We start from the raw sequence: 20,060 nt of genomic DNA, 5'->3' as shown, positions 1-20,060 counted from the left end.
GGGACGGTACGGGGAAGGACGCCGGCGCTCCGGCGGGCGGCTCCGGCTCCGCGCCGGCGGAACGGGGCGGGCGGGCCGAGTCGGGTACGGCTCGGGGCGCGGGCCCGACCGCGGGCAGGCCCCCGGGTGGCGACGGCGGCGGCAGCCATGCCGACAGCGGCCGTGGCGAGGGCGGCCGTGGTGAGTACAGCCCCTATGGCGGTGGCCGTGGCGAGGAGGGCCGGGGCGAGGAGAGCGGGGACGACGGTCCGGGCGACGATGCCGCGCTGGACGGCGAGACCGTGCTGGGCTCGGACGGCCCGCTCGGCTGGCGCCGCGTGCACGGCGCCATCGGACTCGTCGATCTGGAGGCACCTCCCGAACTGCTCGCCGCCGAGCTGGGCTCGCTGCGGATCTTCGCCGGTTACGCGGGCTGGGGCCCGGGCCAGCTGGAGGACGAGCTGTCCGAGGGCGCCTGGTACGTCGTCGAGTCCGAGCCGGGCGATGTGTCCTCGCCCGCGCCCGAGGGCCTGTGGCGGTCCGTACTGCGGCGACAGCGCAGCGAGTTGGCGCTGGTCGCGACGTATCCGGACGACCCGTCGCTGAACTGATCCGTACGACGGCGGCGCTGTCCCCGGGGCGGCCTGCGGACCGGCCTCCGTACAGCTTTCCGGGCGCCCTCCCGGGTGAGGGACGGCGCCCTCCCGGGTGAGGGACGGCGCCCTCCCGGGTGAGGGACGGCGCCCTCCCGAAGGGGTGACATGGGCCACCGCCTGTGCCTGACGTGTCCGGGGCGCATGAGTACCCTTGGACTGCATGAGCACTCTTGAGCCCGAGCGCGGGGCGGGCACCGGCACACTCGTCGAGCCGACCCCGCAGACATCGCACGGTGACGGCGACCACGAGCGGTTCGCCCACTACGTCCAGAAGGACAAGATCATGGCGAGCGCCATGGACGGTACGCCCGTCGTCGCGCTCTGCGGAAAGGTCTGGATCCCGGGCCGCGACCCGAAGAAGTACCCCGTCTGCCCCATGTGCAAGGAGATCTACGAGACCATGGGCGCCGACGGCGGCAAGAACAACGGCAAGGACGGCGGCAAGGGCGGCAACGGCGGCGGCAAGAAGTAGCCCCCGGGCCCGCCCACTGCCCCACCGGGCCGCTCGCCGCTCGTCGGCCCCGCGCGCTCATACACCGCGCCCCGCGCCCGCCCCTGAGAGGGCGGGCCGGGGCGCGGCGTGCGTGGTCGGGCCCGCCGCCTCGGGCAGCGGGCGTGCGGTCGGGAGGGCGGGCTCAATGGGCGGTGGAGAGCATCCAGACCGCGATGGCCATGAATCCGAGGCCGCCCGCGAAGGGCATACCAACGGTCTGAAACCTTTTCGCGGACAGGTCGAGCCGTGCGCTCTCCGGGGCGCCGGGGAGATAGAGAACGGGAACGTGTCCGCCGACGGGCAGTCCCTTCACCCCGGATGCCCTGTGCTGGAATTCGCGCGGACTTCCTTGCGTGTCAACGAAGTTGACCACCGCGAAAGAGACGGGCCCCTCGTTCCCCGACTTCCTGCGGTGGCGGACCACCCGGCCCTCGGTGCGGATCCCTTGGCTTCGAAGGCGGCGCTGGTGCGCGGCCTCGCGAACGCCGAATCCGATGATGACGGGTCCTATCAGGAGAAACAGCACCGACAGCCACACGGTCGCACCCTTTCCTGCGCTTCCTCTGCGTCTTCTCTGCGCTCGGCTCGCTCTGTGTATCCCCCGTCGTGGGAAGAGACGGTGCGGCGGGTCGATGCGGTTCCTGGAGGGAGGGCTCGTCCTTGGCCGCCTTCGGCTCTACCTCCCTCGGCGGCTGCTGCGGCCCCGGGACTCGGAGACCTGCACGGCCGGCACGTCCGAGGCGTTTTGAACGTTGGAGAGGGGTGAGGACTTGGTGGGCTTCCATCCATTCCGCGAGCTGTGTTTGAGAGCTTCCGCGGGGCTCAGCGTGCCGGGCTGTCCCATACCGGTCTCTGGAGGCTGCTGCTGAGGCTGAGTCCTGTATTTCTGGTCGTACGCGTGTTGGATGTAGCCGGCCGTTTCATATGCCTTGACTGCGGTGGGCGAATTCGGATCTACCGAAAGCAATTCGACCGCTTCCCTCCAGCCTTTCACCACATCGTCGGCAAGACTGCTGCGGTCGGATGCGGCGCCGAACTGACGCGTATGTGCGTCGCTGTCCGGGCCCACATGAATTCTGGCCTCCGCCAAAAATGCCGCCGTTGCTTCATCTGCCTCGTGGGCTGCCGCTTGCAGGTTGAGTTGTGCGTCCGTTAGGAAGTCGTCTGGCATGAGGCTGTTGCCCCTTTCTGACTGACGGGCGTCGGCATGGAGGAGTTCGTAGTCGGGCGGATCCCGTCCGTGTGCCGAGCTGTCCGCCCGCACGGCAGGTGACCGGCCCGCTACGGAACCCTTCCGGTGGAGGGCAACGGGCGGGGGCCTCGCACGGTTCAAAACACGGGGCAGACGGTGCGGCCGGTGGGGCCGGACCTTGCCGAATCACGGGGAGAGGGGCGGAGTTGAACCGCCGGAGGGTGGGGTTCCGTTGTACGCGGAGTGCGGGCGTGGCACGCGTCCGCACTCCAAGAGCACAGATGGGGAGCGCCAGCCATGCCGGATCCGGCGGACGGTCACGCGAAGCCAGTGGGAATGATCTCGCAGTTGTTGCGGCAGCAGCGCGATCAGCGCGAATTGAACGGAGTGCGGGAGACGCAGCGTCAGCAGATAGAGGAGCTGAAGCAGTGCTGGCGGGAGGACGCGGCCAACGGGCGGAACGATCTGAAGGGGGACACGGAGGAGATCGAGAGGCTGGCGGAAGCGCGGGTGGCCGAACGGTGTGCGGTCTCGGGCGGGGTGCCCACCGTGGACGCGGTACTGGAAGAGCAGATGCATTTGCACGAGGCCCGGTTCGATGCCAGGACCAGGGTGGGGCAGCAGCAGGAAGCGGCGCAGCAGCAGGAAGCGGCGCAGCCGTTCGACCGGGCGCAGGCGGAGGCGGATGTGCGGGCGCTGCAAGGGCTCATCCCCACACCGATACCGGGCCTTGTCCCGCCCCCGCCGACCCACGGTCCCGGTCGGCCCATGCGGAGCGGCGTGCCCATTCCGGTACCGTCCAACCCGCACGCGGAGCCTCGTGGTCGGCGGCCCGCCCCGCCGAGCCCTTGGTCCAGCCCGTCGCCGAGCAACGCCTCCTCCAGGTCATGGAGCAGTGTGTCCGCCGCGTCAGGGCAGCACTCGCCGAGTAACCCGGCTTCCCCAGCCGGGCGTTCGGCCTCGCCGCGCCGGTCGAGGTAGACGGCTTCAGAGAGGGCGGGGCGGCGAAGGGGTGGGACGGGGGGCGGGCGGGGACGCGCGTCAGGCAGGCGCAGGCCGCGCAACTTTCCGGTCAGTTCCGGACGTTGGCGGTCATGCGTGCGGTTCTGCCGCTGTGTGCAGTTACGTTGGGCCCGTCTCGTCGCTCATACGGCGACGAGACGGCCCCCGAGCGGTGTTAGCGCACCGCATCGAGGGCCTACACCGACCAGTGGAAGAGACCCACTTTCGATGCGCACCGATGGTAGCGCGCCCGCACGCGCGCCCTTCCTGCAAACTCCGGAATCCCTCATCGACAACGTAGGGATCTCCCCCACCGCCCTGCGCCTGCTCCAGGCGCTGGCCAAACTTCCGCCCCGCAACGCGCGCAACAGCGACGCCGTGGCCCGCTCCCTGCGCATGGGCAAGGACCGCACCAACGCGGCCCGCAAGATCCTGCGGGAGCAGGGGCACTGGCACGCACGCAAGCGGCAGAACGTACGCGGCGAGATCCGCGACCAGCGGCTCGCCTCGCTGACGCCGCTGCGTACGGCGGACGAGATCGCGGCGGGCTGGGCGGCGGCCGAGGAAGCGGTCCGGCTCGGCAAGGACACGGCTGACTCGCGCCGTCTGGGCGTGCGGATCCCCAACTCGCGCGAATGGCTCGCGCCCCGGGCGGGGCGGGCGCCCGCGGGGGTGGGGGCGCCCGCGGGGGTGTCGGGGGCGCGTGTGTGTGCGTCGGGGCGCGGGGGTGCGCTCGGCGTCGAACCGGCGGCCGGGTCCGCCGCCGCCCGCCCCACCCGGCGGCGCCCCCAGGAGGGGGACCAGACGGAAGAAACCCGCCACACCCCCCTCCCCGCCCCCGTTCCCGTCCCCGTTTCGGTGCCTGCCCCCGCTCTCGATCCGGTGTCCGCTTCCGCTCTCGATCCGGGGACCGCCCCCGCTCTCGGACCGTCCGCGCCCTCCGGCATGAGGGGGCCGGGGACGCTGACGGGGCCGTTGGCGGTGTACGCGGTGCGCGCCGAGCACGTGCTGATGCGGCTGCGCCGTACCGCCCCGGCGCTCGTCCTCTCCTCGCCGCAGGCCCGTGAACTGGCCCAGATCGCGGGGCACTACCTGCTGCGCGGCGAGGGGCCAGAAACCCTGCGCGCGGTGCTCGTCCACGGATTGCCGCCGGAGGGTGTGCGCTGTCCGCATGCCTTCGTACGGCAGCGGCTGCTGCGCTACCTGCCACCCGTCCCCGACTGGCCGCAGCCCGCCTCTGCCTCCGCTTCCCTCTCGTCCGCACCCTCGGAGCCCCCGTGCCCGCACCCCGCGTCACCTGACCGTCCGGACGGGCCGGTCAGCCGGATCCGCCGGGGGGAGGGCTGGCGCGCGGTACTCCGGTACGCGGCCGACGAGGCGCCGCCCGCGCGCGCTTGAGGCCCGCTGGGGCCAGGGCAACTCACGTACCGGCCGGAACAGTTGCGTGCCGCCGCCGTGAACTGTCCTGGCTCCGGTTCCGTTGCTCTTCCTCGGTGGGGAGATTTCCCGCCCTTGTGAGAGGACTTGGACATGTCACCGGAGCCCGACGCAGAGGTCGTCGTCGCCTTCCGCGACGAAAGGATCGAACTGGAGCCCATCGCGGAGACTTCCCGCCCCGGTACGCCCACGTTCGAGGCGGCGACCACCTCTGCGGCTGCGCTCGCCTCTGCGGCTGCGCCTGGCCGCGGCGGCACGTCCGAGTCCGAGGTCCCCGCTCCCGTCACGGTGACCTTCCGGGACGAGAGCACCAGGGAAGAAGTCAGAGCCGTTCCCGACGGGCGCGGCGGCTGGAGCGTGGACTTCGCGAGGGCGGGGTCCTGGGCTCAGGCGAATCGCTCCCAGATCACGAGTGGCGTCAAAAGTCTCGCCATCGCACTGGTGGCATCGGGAGCCCTCGCCAAGGCGTTGGGGCACATGGGCCAGGGGAAGATGGTGCAAACCGTGGGGAACGTACTCAACGCCACCGCGGCGGGCTCCGATGTGTGGCATTACGGAAAGTCGGCCCGCGAGAGCCATGAACAGGAACTCTCGATGATGGCCCGGCTCAAGGATTTCGGGAAGACCGTGGGGCAGGTGGTCAACATCGCGGCGGGCATCACCGCTGCCGCCACCGACAACCTGATAGCGCAAGCGGCAGCGCATTTCACGATCTTCGCTGCTCTCATGGCGACCGGAGAATCGGTCCAGGAGAAGCAGAAGAGGGAGCGCGACGAAATGCACCTCTTCTATCGCCAGCGGGACGCGCATCTCGAAGAGGGGCGCATCGTCTCGGGTCACGCGATGGATCTGGGCAGCGGAGCCGAGACCCTGGGCACTACTACTCCCCAGCACGGGCTCAGCCGCTCCAACACCGTGCACTTCGTCCCGCCGCGTTTCGTTCGCACGGCTACGGGTGCTACGGCCGCTACGACGCGCAGCGTTGGTCAGGCCAGCCACAGCAGTGGCATGAGCGGCAACCTCGAAGTGCCGTACGGGAGTCGGGCGTACCTGCCGAGTGCTGGCCAGGGCCCGGGGCAGGGGCGGGGGCAGGGTGGGGGCCGGAGGAGCCCCGGGGTGTGACTCGGGGGTGTGGTGGTGTGAAGCCGCCGCCTCGATGAGTGGCGTGCGGGTGGGTTCAGGTGCGGCTGATCTTGAACTTCGGGGCGGCCCCGGCCGTAGTAGAGGTGACCACATCGAAGGAGCGGCCGTGACAAACGACACCCCCACGTCGGATCCTCAGGAAGAAGGCGCCCGTAACTATCGCCTCTGGCACAATGAGTTCATGGACCTGAGGCAAAGGGAAAATTTCGATGCCATGCAGGAAACGTACCGCGACCTGTACACGGATAGTGTGACCCTTCCTCAAAATGATCCTCAAACGCGAATTGTCCTCGCAGAGATGGAGGAGTTGTACCCCCTGTATATGCAGGCGTACAACTATCATCACAATCGCGAGGAATTCTATCGCCAGAACCCTGACCTGAATCCTCCGGCCGTACGAGTGCAGTCCCCTACGCCTCCCGACGGCAATACTCCGGCGCCGAGCAGGGATTCGCCAGGGCCCGCAGGGAATCCCATCGATACCACTCGCTTGCTGCCACCTGGTTTTTCTCAACAAACGGCGACAGTCAACGAGGGCAGGCGTCCACCGCGTCAGCCTCAGCCTCGGACTCAGACGTACGAATCCACGATCGAGAGAAATAATCCGGCGAAGAAACAGCGGAGGAGGTAGAGATGAGCCTGCTCATCCCCTGGCCCGCGGGATGAGCGAGGCTTCCTCTCTGCGAGAGCACAGCCAAGGCCCGGTCCACGGGCCCGCACCTGCTGTACCGGCGCATGAACTCCGAACAGGGGCATGGCGCTAGCATGCCTCGTGCGCTGATCTGCGCGTTCGGGCATGTGCCCCGCTCCCTGCCCTCCCCCTCCTTGGAGACCGCCGACCGATGTCCAAACTGCTGCGCCGTACTCGCAGGCTGCCCGTTCCGCCCGCGAACCCCTACGGCGCGCATCCCGGCGCGGGGTGGGCACCGCCGGCGCCGTTGCCGGGAACGGTGCCGCGCCGCAAAGGGGTGACGACGGGGCGGGTCTTCGGCACCCTCGTGGGCGGTTTCGCGGCCTATGTGTTCGTTGTGGCGCCGCTTCTCCGCTGGCTGCTGTAAGGCATTCGTCAGCGCGGATCACGTCACCACCACGAGGCACGAAAGGCACGAGGTCACAGGATGGGGCAGGGAACGGGGGAGGCCACCGGGGCGGGCCCGGCGGCAGACCCGACGGGTTCGGCGGCGGGCGGGGGCGAGGCGTGGCAGGCGCCCAGCGAGGTCGAACAGCGGCTCTACGAGGCCAAATCGCGCATGGACTGGGGCGCGTACCTGGACGTGCTGGCCGGCGAGTACCTCTACCACGCCGCCTCGCGCCCCTGGCTGGAGGCGAACCCCGGCAAGGCCCGGCTCACAGCGGTCTGGCGCCCCGAGATACAGGCCCTGTGCGCGGCCGTCTACACGACGGCCATGCTTCCGGCGCCGGTCGAGGACCCGGTGTTCTTCTCCGAGGACCTGGCCTGGTACGCCCGCCAGTGGCAGCCGTCCGACCCGCCGTGGCTGGCCGTCAACCCGGGCTCGCCGTGCGAGGCGTACTTCCCGGCGGGGCGCGCGTACTGCGACCTGTGGCGGCAGCACGCGGACCGCGCGCCCGCCGTCAACGCCGACCTGACGCTGCGCACGCTGTGGCGCGGCGGCCCGCGCACCGGCACCGTCGCGCACGGACTGGCCTGCGGCGCGCTGTTGCGCGTACGGAACGGTATGTACTGGAACGCCATGGCCTGCCACAACCTGGGCTACCGGGACGCGAAGCACTCCCTGGAGCGGTGGTGGAGCATCACCACCCACGAGCAGTGGCGCGAGACCCAGGAAGAACTGCTCCGCAACGAAATGTCCAGCAGCGTATGGGACTTCGCCTTCCGCGTGCGCCGCAGCCTGCACCACGACTTCGGCGGACCGGTGCCCGCCGAGCACTGGCGGGAGGCCGCCGAACGCGTGCTGCGGCGCCAGGCCGCCACGACCATCACGCTCTCTCCCGACGGAGTCACCCGTTCCGAGGGGACGGGCGACGCCGAACTGGAACACCAGGTCGCGGGCGTCAAACGGCTGATCGGCCGCGTGACCCGCTACGAGGCGCGCTTCCGCGCCGACGGACTGCTCGCCGAGGGCGGCTGCGTCACCTCGATCGCGGCCTGGGACTACGGCCGCGCCCCGAACGTCGCCCGCATGGCACTCGGCGCGCGCCTGTGCTCCCTGGAGGAGGCCGAGACCGCCGTTGTCCGCGCGGGGAGAGTGAGCGCGGTCGAATACAAGACGTGGGAGGAGTTCTCCGCCGCCCACATCCTCGGCCGCTGCCTCCACTTCGACGACGAGGAGTTCGGCTCCTGGTACCAGGACGCGCTTGAAGCGCACCGCATCCTGACGACAGACACGTCGAGTCCCTGGCGCACCATTCCGTTTCGCCACGCGTGAGTTCGCGGCCGGACTCGGGAGGTCCCGAACGGCGGGGATACACAGGGCGATTGGCCGGTCACGCTGTTACGGTCATGTGCACGACCGTCGCCTGACTCCCATGGAGCACGCTGTGCAATTCCCCCGCCACGCCCTCTCGCTGGCCGCCCTCGCGGCCGTCTCGTCGCTGGTGCTCACCGGGTGCGGCGGAGGCGACGACGGCGACAAGGACGGCAAGATCGAGGGCGCGCAGTCCTCGAAGGGGACCCCGAAGGAAAGCGTCACCGGTCAAACCGGTGACGGAAAGGGGGAGGGGGAGAAGGGGGAGCGGGGTGACTTCCGGACCTCCGACATCAAGCTCCCCGCCGACATCGACCTCGTCTTCGACTGGCAACAGCCCTCCGACCCCGACAAAGCCGCCGCCCTCTCCGGCGCCGCGGACTACATGCGTGCCCTGCGGCATGGGACGGTGAAGCAGGACCCGAAGGATCCCGTACTGGCCCGGCATACGGTTCCGTTGCAGAGCGCTGAAACGTACGCGACCACCAAAATCAAGATGGACGTTGACGACGGGTACACGCTTACCGGCAAGGAACGGTTTTACCGGGAGAATGTCGGAGACGTGGCCGATGGCAGGTTGGTCGAAGTCTCATTCTGTTCGGACCAAACCGACTTCTTCGGTAAGGAGGTCAAGGGCGGGAAGGTGCTTCGCACGGGTAAGAGTCCGCTGAACTACACGCACCTGAGCCTTGTGATGCAGAAGCCGACCAAGGCCACAGACCCGTGGAAGGCCCGGACTTTGGAGCGGGAGGGGAAGGCGGTGAAGAAGTGCAAGGAGTAGCAGCACGGGGCCTGGCCGCCGGAGTGTGTGTGCTGGGGCTTGTAGCGACAGCGACGCACGCATATGCCTGGGAGCCGAACGGAGATGTCAGCGGAGCTCTGAAAAGTAAGCAAGTAGAGGCAAAGGCATCGCAGAAGATCCATTTCTCCGGCCACACAAAATCCACCGGCACCGGTGGCGGAAATCTCAAGGCCACCGGCGGGAACTGGGCGCCGCCGCCGTGTTGGTATGCGCCCACGTACACCCCCAAAGCGCTCAAGAAGAAGGTCGGCGACTCCCCGTACTCCCTCACCGGCCGTGCCCCGGACAACGGCCGCAAAAAGCAGGAGGTGGACGAGTCGATCAGGCACTACTACAGCTCCGGGGAGTACAAGGACTTCAACCTCAAGAAACAGGGCGACGGCAGCTTCTGGGCGGCCGTGCCCAACCCCAACGAGAAGGACGCCGCCAAGCGCGAGTCCTGCACCGATCTGCCCTTCTGGGTCCCCAACGGCGAGCAGCCGGACAGACCCGACGCGCTCAGCCCTAGAATCCTCGCCGCGCTCGCGTACGAAAGCATCCGCGTACCGGACACAAAGGTGGAGCTGAATCCGTCGCAGCGGCAGACCGTGAACCTGCCCACCTGGGTCTGGCTCGACAAGGGCACCTATCACCCGCTCCATGTGACGGCCACCGCCGATCTCGGCGCCGGACACAGCATCTCGGCGACGACCACCGTGAAACCCGACCGGCTCCGCCTCCAGCCGGGTACCGGGAACGCCGCGCTCCACCCGGCCTCGGGTGAATGCGTCGTCAACGGTGAGGGCGGCATCGGTACGCCGTACTCCAAGGGTAGGGCGAAGGACACTCCGCCCTGCGGTGTCACCTACCAGCGCGCTACCGGGGGGAATGCGACCTACCCCCTCAAAGCGTCCCTCACCTGGAAAGCCTCCTGGCACGGGACCGGTAACGCCGGTAGCGATCTGCCCAGTGGCGAGTACGGTGGCGAACAGGACCTCACCGTCCAGGAGGTCCAGTCCGTCAACTGAGGACGGGCCGTCGATCGAGGATGGAGCAGCGGCATGATGTCCTACAGCCCGGCCCTGGCCCGACTGCGTCCACGGCCGGTCGCCTGGGTGAGAGGACTGTGGGCCGCGCCGCTCGTCGCGTTGCACGTTCTGGCCGGCACGTTCGCCTACTACGCGCTCACCCTCCATCCGCACGGGGAGGGTGACGAGAACACGCTGAGCGGCGTGGGTCTGGCCTGCTTCCTCGCGCTCCTCATCGCCGTTCCCTCCTCGATCCTGACCGGTATCGCCGTCGAGAAGCGGATCCTGGGCCGGTGGTGGTTCGTCTTTCCCGTCTGCTTCTTGGCGGCGTGTGCCGGGCGCTGGGCGTACATCGCGCACACCTACCCCGTGCCGGTGGGGTAGAGGGTCCGCGCCCGCGCCGGGGCCGGACGCGGCTCAGCAGTACGGGGCCTGGCCCGTCAGCGCGTAGGCGACGTTGACGAAGACCCCGAAGAGGCGGAAGAGGCCGGGGAGATCGCCCGTGGCGCGCACCGTGCGGTCGTCCTCGGTGTCCGGCGAGATCGTGACGCCGGGGATGCCGGCCAACTGGGAGGCGACGGAAGCGGACTGCCAGCGCACGGCGAGCGTGTGGGGGGCGGTGTCCGGCGCCGGGCGGGAGCCGGAGGCCGCGTCCCGTACGCCGCCTGCCGTCGCCTCCTCGATCGCGGCGCGGGCCTCCTCCGCCGGGCGCAGGCGCGCGGCGAAGCGGTCCCGGGCGTACTTGACGGGGGCGGTGCGCAGTTCGTGGCCCCACTCGCGGGCCTCGGCGCAGGCCACGTCGTCGCCGGTCAGGGCGACCACGGGGACGCCGAGTGCGGTGGCTGTCGCGTAGGCGAAGCCGATCTCGCCCATGGGGCGGCCATCCAGCCACATGTCCTCGATCTCGTGGCCCATGTAGCTGTGGCTGAGGACGCCGAGCGCGCCGGCGCGCGAGTGGTAGCCCACGCACACGACGGCGTCGAATCCGGCGTCGAGGTCCTGGAGCATCCCCATCGGCTTGGGCTTGCCGCGCACCAACTCCACGCCGGGGTGCAGGTGTTCGACGAGGAGATTGCGCATCGAGCTGTGTGTGTCGTTGACGAGAACCTCGCTCGCACCGCCCGCGAACGCGCCCCGCACGGCGGCGTTGACGTCCTCGGTCATCATCACCCGGCCGCGCTCGTAGTCCCGGCCGCCCATCTGCACGTCCTCCGCGCCGACGAGACCGGTGACGCCCTCCATGTCCGCAGTGATGTAAACCCGCACGCGATGTCCTCCGTACTGCTCATGGCCACTCATGGCCACTCATGACTACTCGTGACCCACTCATTGGCTGCCCATGGCTGCCCATGGCCACCTGCCCATGACTGCTTGCCATGGCTACCCGCGGCGTACACGCCCGACCGGACGCGCACGCTTCCGGACACCCTCTCACCCGGCCCGGAGGGCCGAGTCGATCACCCTGTCCGGCTGGGGGCCCGCCCCGGTGCGGCGGGGCCGGGGCGGGGTGGACGATTCAGGCCGGATTTCCGCGACGTGTTCCCGGTTTCCCCGGATCCCCTCACGGGATATCTCGTACGGCTGGCCTCGCAGGCCGTCTCCCGAAGGGCACAGCGATCTCCCACAACGTGCTCCAGAACGGGTGGCCGGAATCGATAGAGCTGCGGCCTCCTCGGTGTAAGGGGGGAAGAGGGTCAGCGGCCGATCCCGGTCAAGAGCCGCGGTCCGCCGGGGCGGGCCCGTACACGGGGAGGAGCTTCCGCCGACGGCGAGTTGACCAGGGAGGACAGTCCCGAAGGGGCTTCCCTCACGTGGCTGTGGGCGTCCTCGCGCAGCTCCGGGGCGCCCTCGCGGCGGGGTTCCGATGCCCTCGATGCCCCCCCTGCTCCCCGCTCCCGGGACCGGAGGGGAAGTCCGTGTCAGGAAAGTGCGGATCGAATTCGCGAATCGCCGGTCCGGGGCCACAATGGCTGGCCAAGGCAGAGAAAACCCGCCCCGGCCGGACAGGTTTCCAGGCGTGCGCGGCAGGGCGGGTACCGAACCTCCGGGAGGCTCAGGATGAGTGTGTCGTTCACACCATGGTGTGTGTCAAACCCCGGTGTCAGGTCGCGGCTTGGCGCGGTGATCATCGTGGTGGTGGTCGTATCGGTAGCCGTACCCGAGACCGTCACCACATGCGCGGACGCCGTCGCGGCTATCAGCTTGTTGCTGGGGTGGGCGCGGTACGGGGAGGGCGCACCCGATGGCCGCTCGCGTACGCCGGGCGCCGACGAATGCCCGACACGACCGCTTTGACCCCTTCCTGTCCGGAGCGCCCGGACACTCGGGGGCCACATCCGGGGTCGCGTCCGGGGGTCACGTCCGGGGTCACGACTGGGGCACGTCCGGGGGTCTCGTCCGGGGCCCATCTGGGGCCACACCCTGGGGGCTGGGCCGCGGGGTGCCAGCCCCCAGGGCGCCTCAGACGCCGAGGTCCCCGATCGTCTCTCGCACCCGGCGAGTCATCGAGAGCGCCCACCCGCCGGACAGGGACGCCAGTCGGACGACGGCCGCCCCCAGCCACTCCGCGTCGCCCAGGCGGTGCAGTGCCCTCGCTTCGGACAGGGTCCGGAAGAGAACGCGCACCGCGTGGACGTGGTTGCCCGAGTAAGCGCGTGCGTGGTGGGCGTAGTTCACCGACCAGGGCTCGTACGGGTGGCGGCGGATCCCGCCCACGGAACAGCCGTCGCGGCCGGCCTCCATGTAGCCGCCGCCGACCCCGTTGAGCACGCCCATCGTGCGCGAGGCGTGCCACGCCTTGTAGGTGGCCCGGATGCTCAGCTCCACGAATATGGACCAGGGGAAGAAGGCGAGGGGCTCGGGCGCTCCGGGCCGGTGGTGTTCCATGCCCTCCGGGGTGAGGACCAGGCAGGAGCCGCCCTCCCGCTTCGGGTCCCCGATGATCCACCGGTCTCCGACCAGTTCCAGCGGCCCCAGATATTCCGCCATGCGCCACGAACCCCCGCCGCTCATGTGTTCGCCCAGCTCGTCAGCGTACCTCGACCGCTGCGGCGGCGATCTCCGTCAGCAGGCCGGTGACAGCGTCGGGCTCGCTGATCATGAGATCGTGCCCGCTGTCGATCTCCCAGAACCGGCCCTCGGCGCGCGATGCGGCCAGCAGTTCCCCGTCATGGACGCCAAGGCCCAGGCTCGCGCTGGAGACGATCCGGTACTGCGGAATCGCCTTCAGCGCGGGCTCGTTGTGCAACTCCAGCGGCTGCTCAAGAGTTTTCCAGGGGTGCGGGGTGAGGCGGGGCAGCGCCCATTCGATGTCCTCGGGGTCCGTGATCCCGAAAAACCTCACCAGTTCCTCGCTGGGAAAGAGTACGAGTTCGACGCCGTCGATGATCCGGCCTTTTTCCCGCTCCTTGAGGAGTACCGGGAATGCCTCGATCTGCGACCGGCCGTCGGGGGCGTCGAGGAACACGAGCTTTCCGACCCGGCCGATGGCGCGGTCGGCGGCCCCCCGCACCACCGTGCCGCCGTAGCTGTGGCCGACGAGCACCACGTCTGTCAGGTCCTCGTGGAAAAGGAGGTTGGCCACTTCGGTGATGTGCGTGTCCAGATCGATATCGGGGCTCACGAGATGCGACCGGTCGCCCAGCCCCGTGAGGGTCGGGGAGTACACGGTGTGGCCCTCGGCCGCCAACCGCCGGGCGACCCTCTGATAGCACCAGCCGCCGTGCCCGGCGCCGTGTATCAGTACATAGGTGGTCATGATCTTTCTCCTGCTCTGCTCTGGTGACGGGTGAGGCCGTCGTGCGGCGTGGTCTCGCTGGTGGCCTGGGCGAGCAGTGCGAGCGCGGCATGCGAGGGCGAGCCCGCTTCCGTGGTGGCGACCACCAGGTTCGGCCCCGGCCCGCTGCTCAAGGTCTGAAGGGTGACGGTCAGGGGCCCGACCAGCGGATGGCGCATCTCACAGGGGGCGACCGTGCAGGGCTTGACGCGGTGTTCGGCCCACATCGAGGCGAACTCGGCACTCTTGGCGGACAGTTCACCCAAGAGCGCGTGCAGCGCCACGTCCTCCGGATGCTGGGCCGCCACCACGCGCAGGTTCGCGACCACAGCCCTGGCCCGGCCCGGCCAGTCCGCGTACAGGTCGCGGGTATGGGAGTCGAGGAACAGCAGCCTCGCCATGTTGGGACACTGCCCCGGCAGGTCAGGGGCAGCGGGGTCCAGGTGCCCGGCGAACAACGCGTGGCCCGGGCGGTTCCACGCCAGCGCGTCACTGCGCCGCCCGAGCACGAGCGCGGGCAGGTCGCCCAGCCCGTCCAGCAACTGGCGCATCGCCTCCGTCACCCGCTCCGGCGCCGGACGCCGGGCCCGGGTGCGCTGCCTGTCCACCTGGCCCAGGTCGTACAGGTGCCGCCGCCCCGGCTCGTCCAGCCGCAGCGCCCCGGCGATCGCGTCCAGCACCGCGGGCGACGCGCTCAGCGACTGACCCTGTTCGAGCCGCGTGTAGTACGAGGTGCTCACCCCCGCCAGCATCGCCAGCTCCTCACGTCGAAGCCCCGGCACCCGGCGGCGCTCCCCGTAGGTGGGCACCCCGGCATCCTCCGGGCGCAACTGGGAGCGCCGCGCCCGCAGAAAGCTCCCGAGCTGTGCTTTTCCGTCCATGGCTTCGAGTATGGGCGGCTTCGTGACAGCCGGCCTGACCCAGCTGTGGGTAGGCAGCGGCGGGCGCCCGACAGGGGCGCGGGGGACCGCGCGCCCCAGCCACACACAGCCCGCGCCCGGCGTCGCACCACCCTCCGCGCCCGGCGTCGCACCACCCTCCGCGCCCGGCGTCGCACCACCCTCCGCGCCCGGCGTCGCACCACAACCCGCGACGGTGCGCGTAGGTGCGACTCAGCGCGACCGGCCGCGCAGCCGCCGCAGCATGCGCGGGTCCTCGAAGCCGACTTCGCGAGCCGCCGTCTCGGCCGTGGCGCCGTGGCCGATGAGGTGCTCGGCGCGTTCGAGGCGCAGCGTCTGCTGATAGCGCAGCGGGGTCAGGCCGCCGGTGGCGCGGGCGAAGATCCGGGTGAGGGTGCGCTCGCTGACCCCGGCGTGGGAGGCGAGACAGGCCAGCGGCAGCGGCTCGGCGTAGCGCGCGTCGATGAGGTCCTGGACCCGGTGGACGGTGTCGTCCAGGTGCGAGCGGTGCCGCAACATCGCGCTGGCCTGGGGGTCGTGGCCGCTGCGGCGGGCGTAGACGACCATGTCGCGCGCCACCTCGGCGGCCAGTGCCGGGCCGTGCCGTACGGCCAGCAGGTGCAGCGCCAGGTCGAGGCCGCTGGCGATGCCCGCCGAGGTGACCACGCGATCGTCCGTCGTGAACAGGACGTCGCGGACGACGGTCGCGCTGGGGTGGCGGGCGGCCGGCTCGTCCTGGAGCTGGTGGTGTGTGGTGCAGCGGCGCCCGTCCAGCAGCCCGGCCCGGCCCAGCGCCGCCGCGCCGGAGCAGACCCCGGCGACGGTGCCGCCCGCCGCGTGGTGGGCGCGCAGCCGGGCGAGGGTCTTCTCGCCGAGTTCCGGGCCGGTGCCGTGTACGGGCGGGATCCGCAAGCCGGGCACCACGATCAGATCGTCCGGGCCGAGCCCGGCAGCGGGGCCCCGCCCCGCACCGGCTCCGGCGGTGCCGGGCCCCGCCGCGGTGCCGGGTCCCGCCGCGGTGCCGGGTCCCGCCGCGGGGCCGGTGCCGGTGCCGGGCCAGTCCGTGCCCGCCATCAGCGGAAGGCCCTGGGCACTGGGGACCTGTTCCTGCTCCGCGAAGTAGCTGAGCCGGTAGGGCTGCCCGAGACTCGCCGCTGTGTCGAAGACCTGGGCGGGGCCCGCCAGGTCGAGCAGATGGACCCCGGGCAGCAGGACGAAGACGACATGGTTCACATCTGCGAAGCTACCGCTTCTGCCGCGCCGACGGGATCGGCGGCCCCTGCGGCGACCCGGGCCTCCGCGCTGCCCGTCCCCCGCTCCGCCTCCAGTTCGGCCACCGTCGCGATCCGCGCGAAGCGGTCCCGCAGCACCGCCACCGTGCGCTCGATGATCACCTCGGGCGGGAGCCCGCCCGCGCCGTCGGTCGTGGTGGCGTCGGGGACGAAGACGACCTCGTAGCCGAGGTCGCTGCCGACGCGCGTCGTGGTCTCCACGCACTGCTCGGTGCGGATGCCGCAGACCACCAGTTCGCCCGCCCCCTCCCGCACCAGCAGCTGCTGGAGGCCGGTGGTGGTGAACGCGTTGTGCGCCGTCTTGCGCAGCACCGGCTCGGCCTCCAGCGGCGCCTCGACCCCGGCGAGCGGGCGGACGTGACCGCGCTCCGGGTCGAACGCGTTCCCGGTGCCGGGCTCGGTGTGCAGCACCCAGACCACCAGGTCCCCCCGGGCACGGGCGAGCCGTACGAGACGGTTCACCGGCTCGTGGATCCGCTGGTCGGACATCGCCTCCCAGGAGGCGGGGCGGGCACGGAAGGACTCCTGGACATCGATCACTAGCAGCGCTCGTCTCATGCGCCCCAGTCTGTGCGGGCGCACACGCCCGGCGTCAGGCACGAAGCGGGCCGGTTCCGGACCGATCCGGTCACCGGGCGCGAAGTCCGGCCCTGTGCCGGTGGTCGTGGACCAGCCCGCTTCCCTCGGCGTCCTCCCGCCGGCCACGCGTGGCGCTGCCCGGACGAAGTCCAGCGGGTCCGCCGTCTCCCGGACGCGCCCGTCAGGGCCGGCGCGCCTTCTTGGCCTGGTGGCCCGGCGCCTCGTACTTCTTGCCGGCGGTGGCCCGACCGGGCTCCGTACGGGAAGCCGCGCGCGAAGTCGTTTCGTTCTGGGTCGCTTCGTTCTGGATACGGGGCAAATTTTCCCGTACCAAGTCGGCGAAGCGATAGCCGGATCCGGTACCGGAAGTGCGGGATGCCGCGTTTTCGTTCCCGTCGGGCTGCGCGCTGGGCAGCATGGTGCGTATGAGATCGGCCAGGTGGTAGCCGGGTCCGGTGCCATCCGGTACACCCACGCCCTGCCGCATGGCCCTCTGGTCAGCCTGAGACGGAGCCGACGCATCGACGCTAGGGCGCTGAGGCTGCAGCACCCCCGAACTACGCACAGAATCGGCGAAGTTATAGGTGTCCGGCTGCTGATCCGCGGCGGCGGAGCCTTGGGGAGGCTGCGAACTGGAGTTCTGCTGATCGGAGTTCGGTGCCATTTTCCATCCTTTGCTTGAAAAGGTGCAGTTCAGGCCGGCAACCGGCGGGGAGTGCGCGCGGCAAGGAACAAGTGGAACGGACGAGTGGGTGCGACAGCGGTGCGGCAATACCGGTGCGCATCGGAATCGCACCTGATGCCGGACCAGCCTCTCCCCGCCCACCCCCGGCCGCTCCCCCCGGCCACCACTGAGAACCCACAACGGACGAAGTGCCGAAACAGTTCAACTCCGCGTCCCGGCCCACTCTTTCGGCATGCACACGATGGTGCTGGGCCGACGCCTTCGCCCTGCACCGAGATCAGGCTCGTCGGTCCGACGGCACGACCGACCCGCTTACGTCCGCCGCCCACGGGGGGCCGGGACCGACCGGCGTGGATGCGTCGGTCCGTCGGGCCGACGCCGCGATCGGCCTCGTGCGGCTCCAGCACTTCGCGGAGGCGGAGACCCGGCGCCGCGAGCCGTGGCGCGCGTACGCCACCGCCCTCGGCGAGGCCGCGGGCATCGCCCTGGTGGAGGCCGACGTGCCGCGCACCGTGCCCTCCCTGTGCGCCGTTCGCATCCTCGACGGCCGCCGCGACCGGGTATTCGGCGAACTCCGTGAGCGCGGGATCGGTGTCGGCGTGCACTCGCCCCACCACCCGCAACCGCCGCGGACCGCACCGCCTCCGGGAGGAGCGGCAGCGACGACTCCGAGGACACCGCGATCCGCGTCGCGGGCCCGGCGAGCTTCCGGTTCGCGAGCCCGAGCCGGACGGTCTGCTCATGCAGCACCAACGGGATCCGGCACCGCCGCGCAGCAAGACCGGCCGGTACGGCGACGTACCCGCCGGTCGCGAGGACGACATCCGGCCGGAAGCCGCTCGCCGCCTTCCGCGCCTGCGCGACACCGAGCGGCAGGCGTGCCATGTCCTTGGCGTTCGCCGGGGAGACCCTCCGGACGGGCGGCACTCGCACATGGTGGCTACGCGCTCGGGGAGTGCCACTCCCGCGGACCGCGCGGTGAGCCGCCTCCCGTTCGGCCGGCGACCGCAACGGATTGGTCGAGACCTATTGCCGTACGCGGGGCGTGCTCGTAGCCTCCTGCGCAAGTTGTGCAATGCGAAACCGGCGTTGCACGTTCTGCAACGCACCGCAGAGGCTTGGGGGGCTCGTCGTGAAGAGATCGGTACGGAAGACCCGGGTGCAGCTCCGGGTGAAGTTCCCGGTGGGGGGCCTGGCGAAGGGCTCGTTCGCGGTACGGGCCGTCGGCGCGGTGGCGGCGCTCGGCATGGCATCGGCGGTGGCGGCCGGATGCGCCCCGGGCACCTCCGGCGACAGCGGGAAGAAGGACGAGAAGAGCGGCAAGCTGCGCGTCTGGCTCTTCCGGGAGGTCGGCAACCAGCCCAAGGAGAAGGTCGTCCAAGGCGTGATCGACCACTTCGAGAAGCGGCACAGCGGCGTCCGGGTCGATGTCCAGTACATCCCCATCGACAGCCGGGCCGAGAAGATCAAGGGCGCCTTCAACGACCCGGACTCGGCCCCCGACGTCATCGAGTACGGCAACACCGACACCGCCGGGTACGTCGCCGACGGCGGACTGGCCGACATCAGTGCCGAGTTCGGCGAGTGGGGCGCGGCCAAGGACATCGACGCCACGGCCGAGCGGTCGGTCACCGTAGGGGGCAAGCAGTACGGCGCGCCCCTCTTCGTCGGCGCCCGCGCGCTCTATTACCGCACCGACATCTTCAAGGAGATGAACCTCAAGCCGCCCACGACGCTGGGCGAACTGTCCGCGACCGCCCAGAAGATCCGCACCGAGCACAGGGACATGTACGGCCTCGCCGTCGGCGGCGCCTACACCTACGGGGCCATGCCGTTCATCTGGGCCCACGGCGGCGAACTGGCCGAGGAGAAGGGCGGGAAGTTCACCGCCGCCCTCGACAGCCCCGCGGCCCGCAAGGGCATCGCGGCCTACACCGGACTGTTCGGCGACGACAACTGCCCGGCGGCCAAGTGCGCCAAGATGGGCGGCAACGAGACCGTCGAGGCGTTCGCGGGCGGCAAGGCGGGCATGGCCATCGGCGGCGACTTCAACCGCCAGGCCATGGAGAACAGCCAGGTCAAGGGCGACTACGGCGTCGTTCCGCTGCCCGGCGTCAAGAAGGGCGACATCGCCCCGGCCTTCGCGGGCGGCAACAACATCGGCGTGCTCAAAAGCACCTCGCACCGCACGCTCGCCGTCGCCCTCATGAAGGAACTGGCGGGCAAGCGCGCACAAGAGGAACTGTTCGGCGCGATGGGCTTCCTGCCCACCTTCAGCGACGTGCGGGCGAGGGCCGCCAAGAAGGATCCTTTCGTCAAGCCGTTCGTGGAAACCCTCGACGCGGGAACGGAGTTCGTACCCGCCAGCCCCGCCTGGGGCCAGATCGATGCCTCGCTGGTGCTGCCGGGAATGTTCCAGCGGATCGTGAGCGGCAAGCAGGACGTGGCAGGGGCCGCCGCCGAGGCCGCCCAGCAGATGGACGAGGCGTTCAGGAAGTGAGCGGCCCGACCACGGCGCCCGACGACCCCCAGCCGCCCGGCGCATCCGCCCCCGCGCCCGGCGCTTCCGCGCCGGGCGGGTCCGTGTCCGGCGGGTCCGTGTCCGATGCTTCTGCCTCCGGCGCTTCTGCGTCCGATGCGTTCGTGTCCGGCGCGTCCGCGTCCGATGCGTC

The 20,060-nt window shown here is 70.5% G+C and carries 19 protein-coding genes and 3 pseudogenes; 12 read left to right on the top strand and 10 right to left on the bottom strand.

From position 1 onward, the window contains the following. Positions 1-188 precede the first annotated feature (188 nt). A pseudogene (locus ABD339_RS16205) lies at positions 189-590 on the top strand (YqgE/AlgH family protein); the annotation flags it as partial. A gap of 205 nt (positions 591-795) precedes the next feature. Then, on the top strand, positions 796-1,107 hold the full coding sequence (locus ABD339_RS16200; RefSeq protein WP_344566582.1) for a DUF3039 domain-containing protein: 312 nt from the start codon (positions 796-798) through the stop codon (positions 1,105-1,107). Between the two features lie 163 nt (positions 1,108-1,270). Here ABD339_RS16200 and ABD339_RS16195 read toward each other — a convergent pair whose 3' ends face one another. Together ABD339_RS16195 and ABD339_RS16190 are read right to left on the bottom strand one after the other, a co-directional pair. After that, positions 1,271-1,654, bottom strand: a complete 384-nt coding sequence (locus ABD339_RS16195; protein ID WP_344566580.1) for a DUF3592 domain-containing protein — start codon at positions 1,652-1,654, stop codon at positions 1,271-1,273. A gap of 150 nt (positions 1,655-1,804) precedes the next feature. Next, entirely contained in the window at positions 1,805-2,299 is a 495-nt protein-coding gene (locus tag ABD339_RS16190) for a hypothetical protein (protein WP_344566578.1), read from the bottom strand. 318 nt (positions 2,300-2,617) lie between these two features. Here ABD339_RS16190 and ABD339_RS16185 point away from each other — a divergent pair, with 318 nt between their 5' ends. The 8 genes from ABD339_RS16185 (at position 2,618) to ABD339_RS16150 (ending at position 10,542) form a co-directional block, all read left to right on the top strand. Further along, a complete protein-coding gene (locus ABD339_RS16185) occupies positions 2,618-3,301 on the top strand; it encodes a hypothetical protein (protein ID WP_344566576.1) in 684 nt (227 codons plus the stop codon). A gap of 249 nt (positions 3,302-3,550) precedes the next feature. Continuing rightward, positions 3,551-4,720 (top strand): hypothetical protein, encoded by a 1,170-nt coding sequence (locus tag ABD339_RS16180; protein ID WP_344566574.1) that lies wholly within the window; start codon positions 3,551-3,553, stop codon positions 4,718-4,720. Positions 4,721-4,852: 132 nt separating this feature from the next. Further along, the gene (locus ABD339_RS16175; protein ID WP_344566573.1) at positions 4,853-5,881 is read left to right on the top strand and encodes a hypothetical protein; all 1,029 of its coding nucleotides are present in this window, start codon (positions 4,853-4,855) and stop codon (positions 5,879-5,881) included. An 863-nt stretch (positions 5,882-6,744) separates the two neighbouring features. After that, on the top strand, positions 6,745-6,960 hold the full coding sequence (locus ABD339_RS16170; RefSeq protein WP_344566572.1) for a hypothetical protein: 216 nt from the start codon (positions 6,745-6,747) through the stop codon (positions 6,958-6,960). 60 nt (positions 6,961-7,020) lie between these two features. After that, positions 7,021-8,310: a DUF1266 domain-containing protein gene (locus ABD339_RS16165; RefSeq protein WP_344566571.1), complete on the top strand. Its 1,290-nt coding sequence runs from the start codon at positions 7,021-7,023 to the stop codon at positions 8,308-8,310. A 100-nt stretch (positions 8,311-8,410) separates the two neighbouring features. Beyond that, on the top strand, positions 8,411-9,130 hold the full coding sequence (locus ABD339_RS16160) for a hypothetical protein (protein WP_344566568.1): 720 nt from the start codon (positions 8,411-8,413) through the stop codon (positions 9,128-9,130). 29 nt (positions 9,131-9,159) lie between these two features. Beyond that, on the top strand, positions 9,160-10,158 hold the full coding sequence (locus ABD339_RS16155) for a hypothetical protein (protein WP_344566566.1): 999 nt from the start codon (positions 9,160-9,162) through the stop codon (positions 10,156-10,158). A gap of 33 nt (positions 10,159-10,191) precedes the next feature. Further along, a complete protein-coding gene (locus ABD339_RS16150) occupies positions 10,192-10,542 on the top strand; it encodes a hypothetical protein (protein ID WP_344566564.1) in 351 nt (116 codons plus the stop codon). A 33-nt stretch (positions 10,543-10,575) separates the two neighbouring features. Here the strand turns inward: ABD339_RS16150 and ABD339_RS16145 are convergent, their stop codons facing one another. The 7 genes from ABD339_RS16145 to ABD339_RS16115 all read right to left on the bottom strand — a co-directional run bounded on the left by ABD339_RS16145 (position 10,576) and on the right by ABD339_RS16115 (position 17,367). Then, positions 10,576-11,424, bottom strand: a complete 849-nt coding sequence (locus ABD339_RS16145) for a M55 family metallopeptidase (RefSeq protein WP_344566560.1) — start codon at positions 11,422-11,424, stop codon at positions 10,576-10,578. A 1,194-nt stretch (positions 11,425-12,618) separates the two neighbouring features. Beyond that, positions 12,619-13,146 carry a hypothetical protein gene (locus ABD339_RS16140; protein WP_344566558.1) on the bottom strand — a complete coding sequence of 176 codons (528 nt, stop codon included), beginning with the start codon at positions 13,144-13,146 and terminating at the stop codon, positions 12,619-12,621. Positions 13,147-13,186: 40 nt separating this feature from the next. Next, positions 13,187-13,915: an alpha/beta fold hydrolase gene (locus ABD339_RS16135; RefSeq protein WP_344566556.1), complete on the bottom strand. Its 729-nt coding sequence runs from the start codon at positions 13,913-13,915 to the stop codon at positions 13,187-13,189. After that, entirely contained in the window at positions 13,912-14,814 is a 903-nt protein-coding gene (locus tag ABD339_RS16130; protein ID WP_344566554.1) for a helix-turn-helix domain-containing protein, read from the bottom strand. The genes ABD339_RS16135 and ABD339_RS16130 overlap by 4 nt, the downstream gene beginning before the upstream one ends. A 231-nt stretch (positions 14,815-15,045) precedes the next feature. After that, entirely contained in the window at positions 15,046-16,065 is a 1,020-nt protein-coding gene (locus ABD339_RS16125) for a GlxA family transcriptional regulator (protein WP_344566552.1), read from the bottom strand. Further along, complete coding sequence (locus tag ABD339_RS16120; RefSeq protein WP_344566550.1) at positions 16,062-16,682, bottom strand: cysteine hydrolase family protein; 621 nt, start codon at positions 16,680-16,682, stop codon at positions 16,062-16,064. The genes ABD339_RS16125 and ABD339_RS16120 overlap by 4 nt, the downstream gene beginning before the upstream one ends. 202 nt (positions 16,683-16,884) lie before the next feature. Further along, entirely contained in the window at positions 16,885-17,367 is a 483-nt protein-coding gene (locus ABD339_RS16115; protein WP_344566548.1) for a hypothetical protein, read from the bottom strand. Between the two features lie 209 nt (positions 17,368-17,576). Here ABD339_RS16115 and ABD339_RS16110 point away from each other — a divergent pair. After that, positions 17,577-17,957: pseudogene (locus tag ABD339_RS16110) on the top strand (DegT/DnrJ/EryC1/StrS family aminotransferase); the annotation flags it as partial. 43 nt (positions 17,958-18,000) lie between these two features. On the opposite strand, the pseudogene ABD339_RS16105 reads toward ABD339_RS16110, so the two are convergent. Beyond that, positions 18,001-18,309, bottom strand: a pseudogene (locus ABD339_RS16105) (glycosyltransferase); the annotation flags it as partial. Between the two features lie 325 nt (positions 18,310-18,634). Here ABD339_RS16105 and ABD339_RS16100 point away from each other — a divergent pair. Continuing rightward, on the top strand, positions 18,635-19,888 hold the full coding sequence (locus ABD339_RS16100) for an extracellular solute-binding protein (protein WP_344566692.1): 1,254 nt from the start codon (positions 18,635-18,637) through the stop codon (positions 19,886-19,888). Positions 19,889-20,060 lie beyond the last annotated feature (172 nt).

Source organism: Streptomyces axinellae, from assembly GCF_039532135.1.
In the GTDB taxonomy this organism is placed as follows: domain Bacteria; phylum Actinomycetota; class Actinomycetes; order Streptomycetales; family Streptomycetaceae; genus Streptomyces; species Streptomyces axinellae.
Note: the sequence above shows the minus strand (reverse complement) of the source record. Positions and strands in the feature narration are given on the sequence as shown.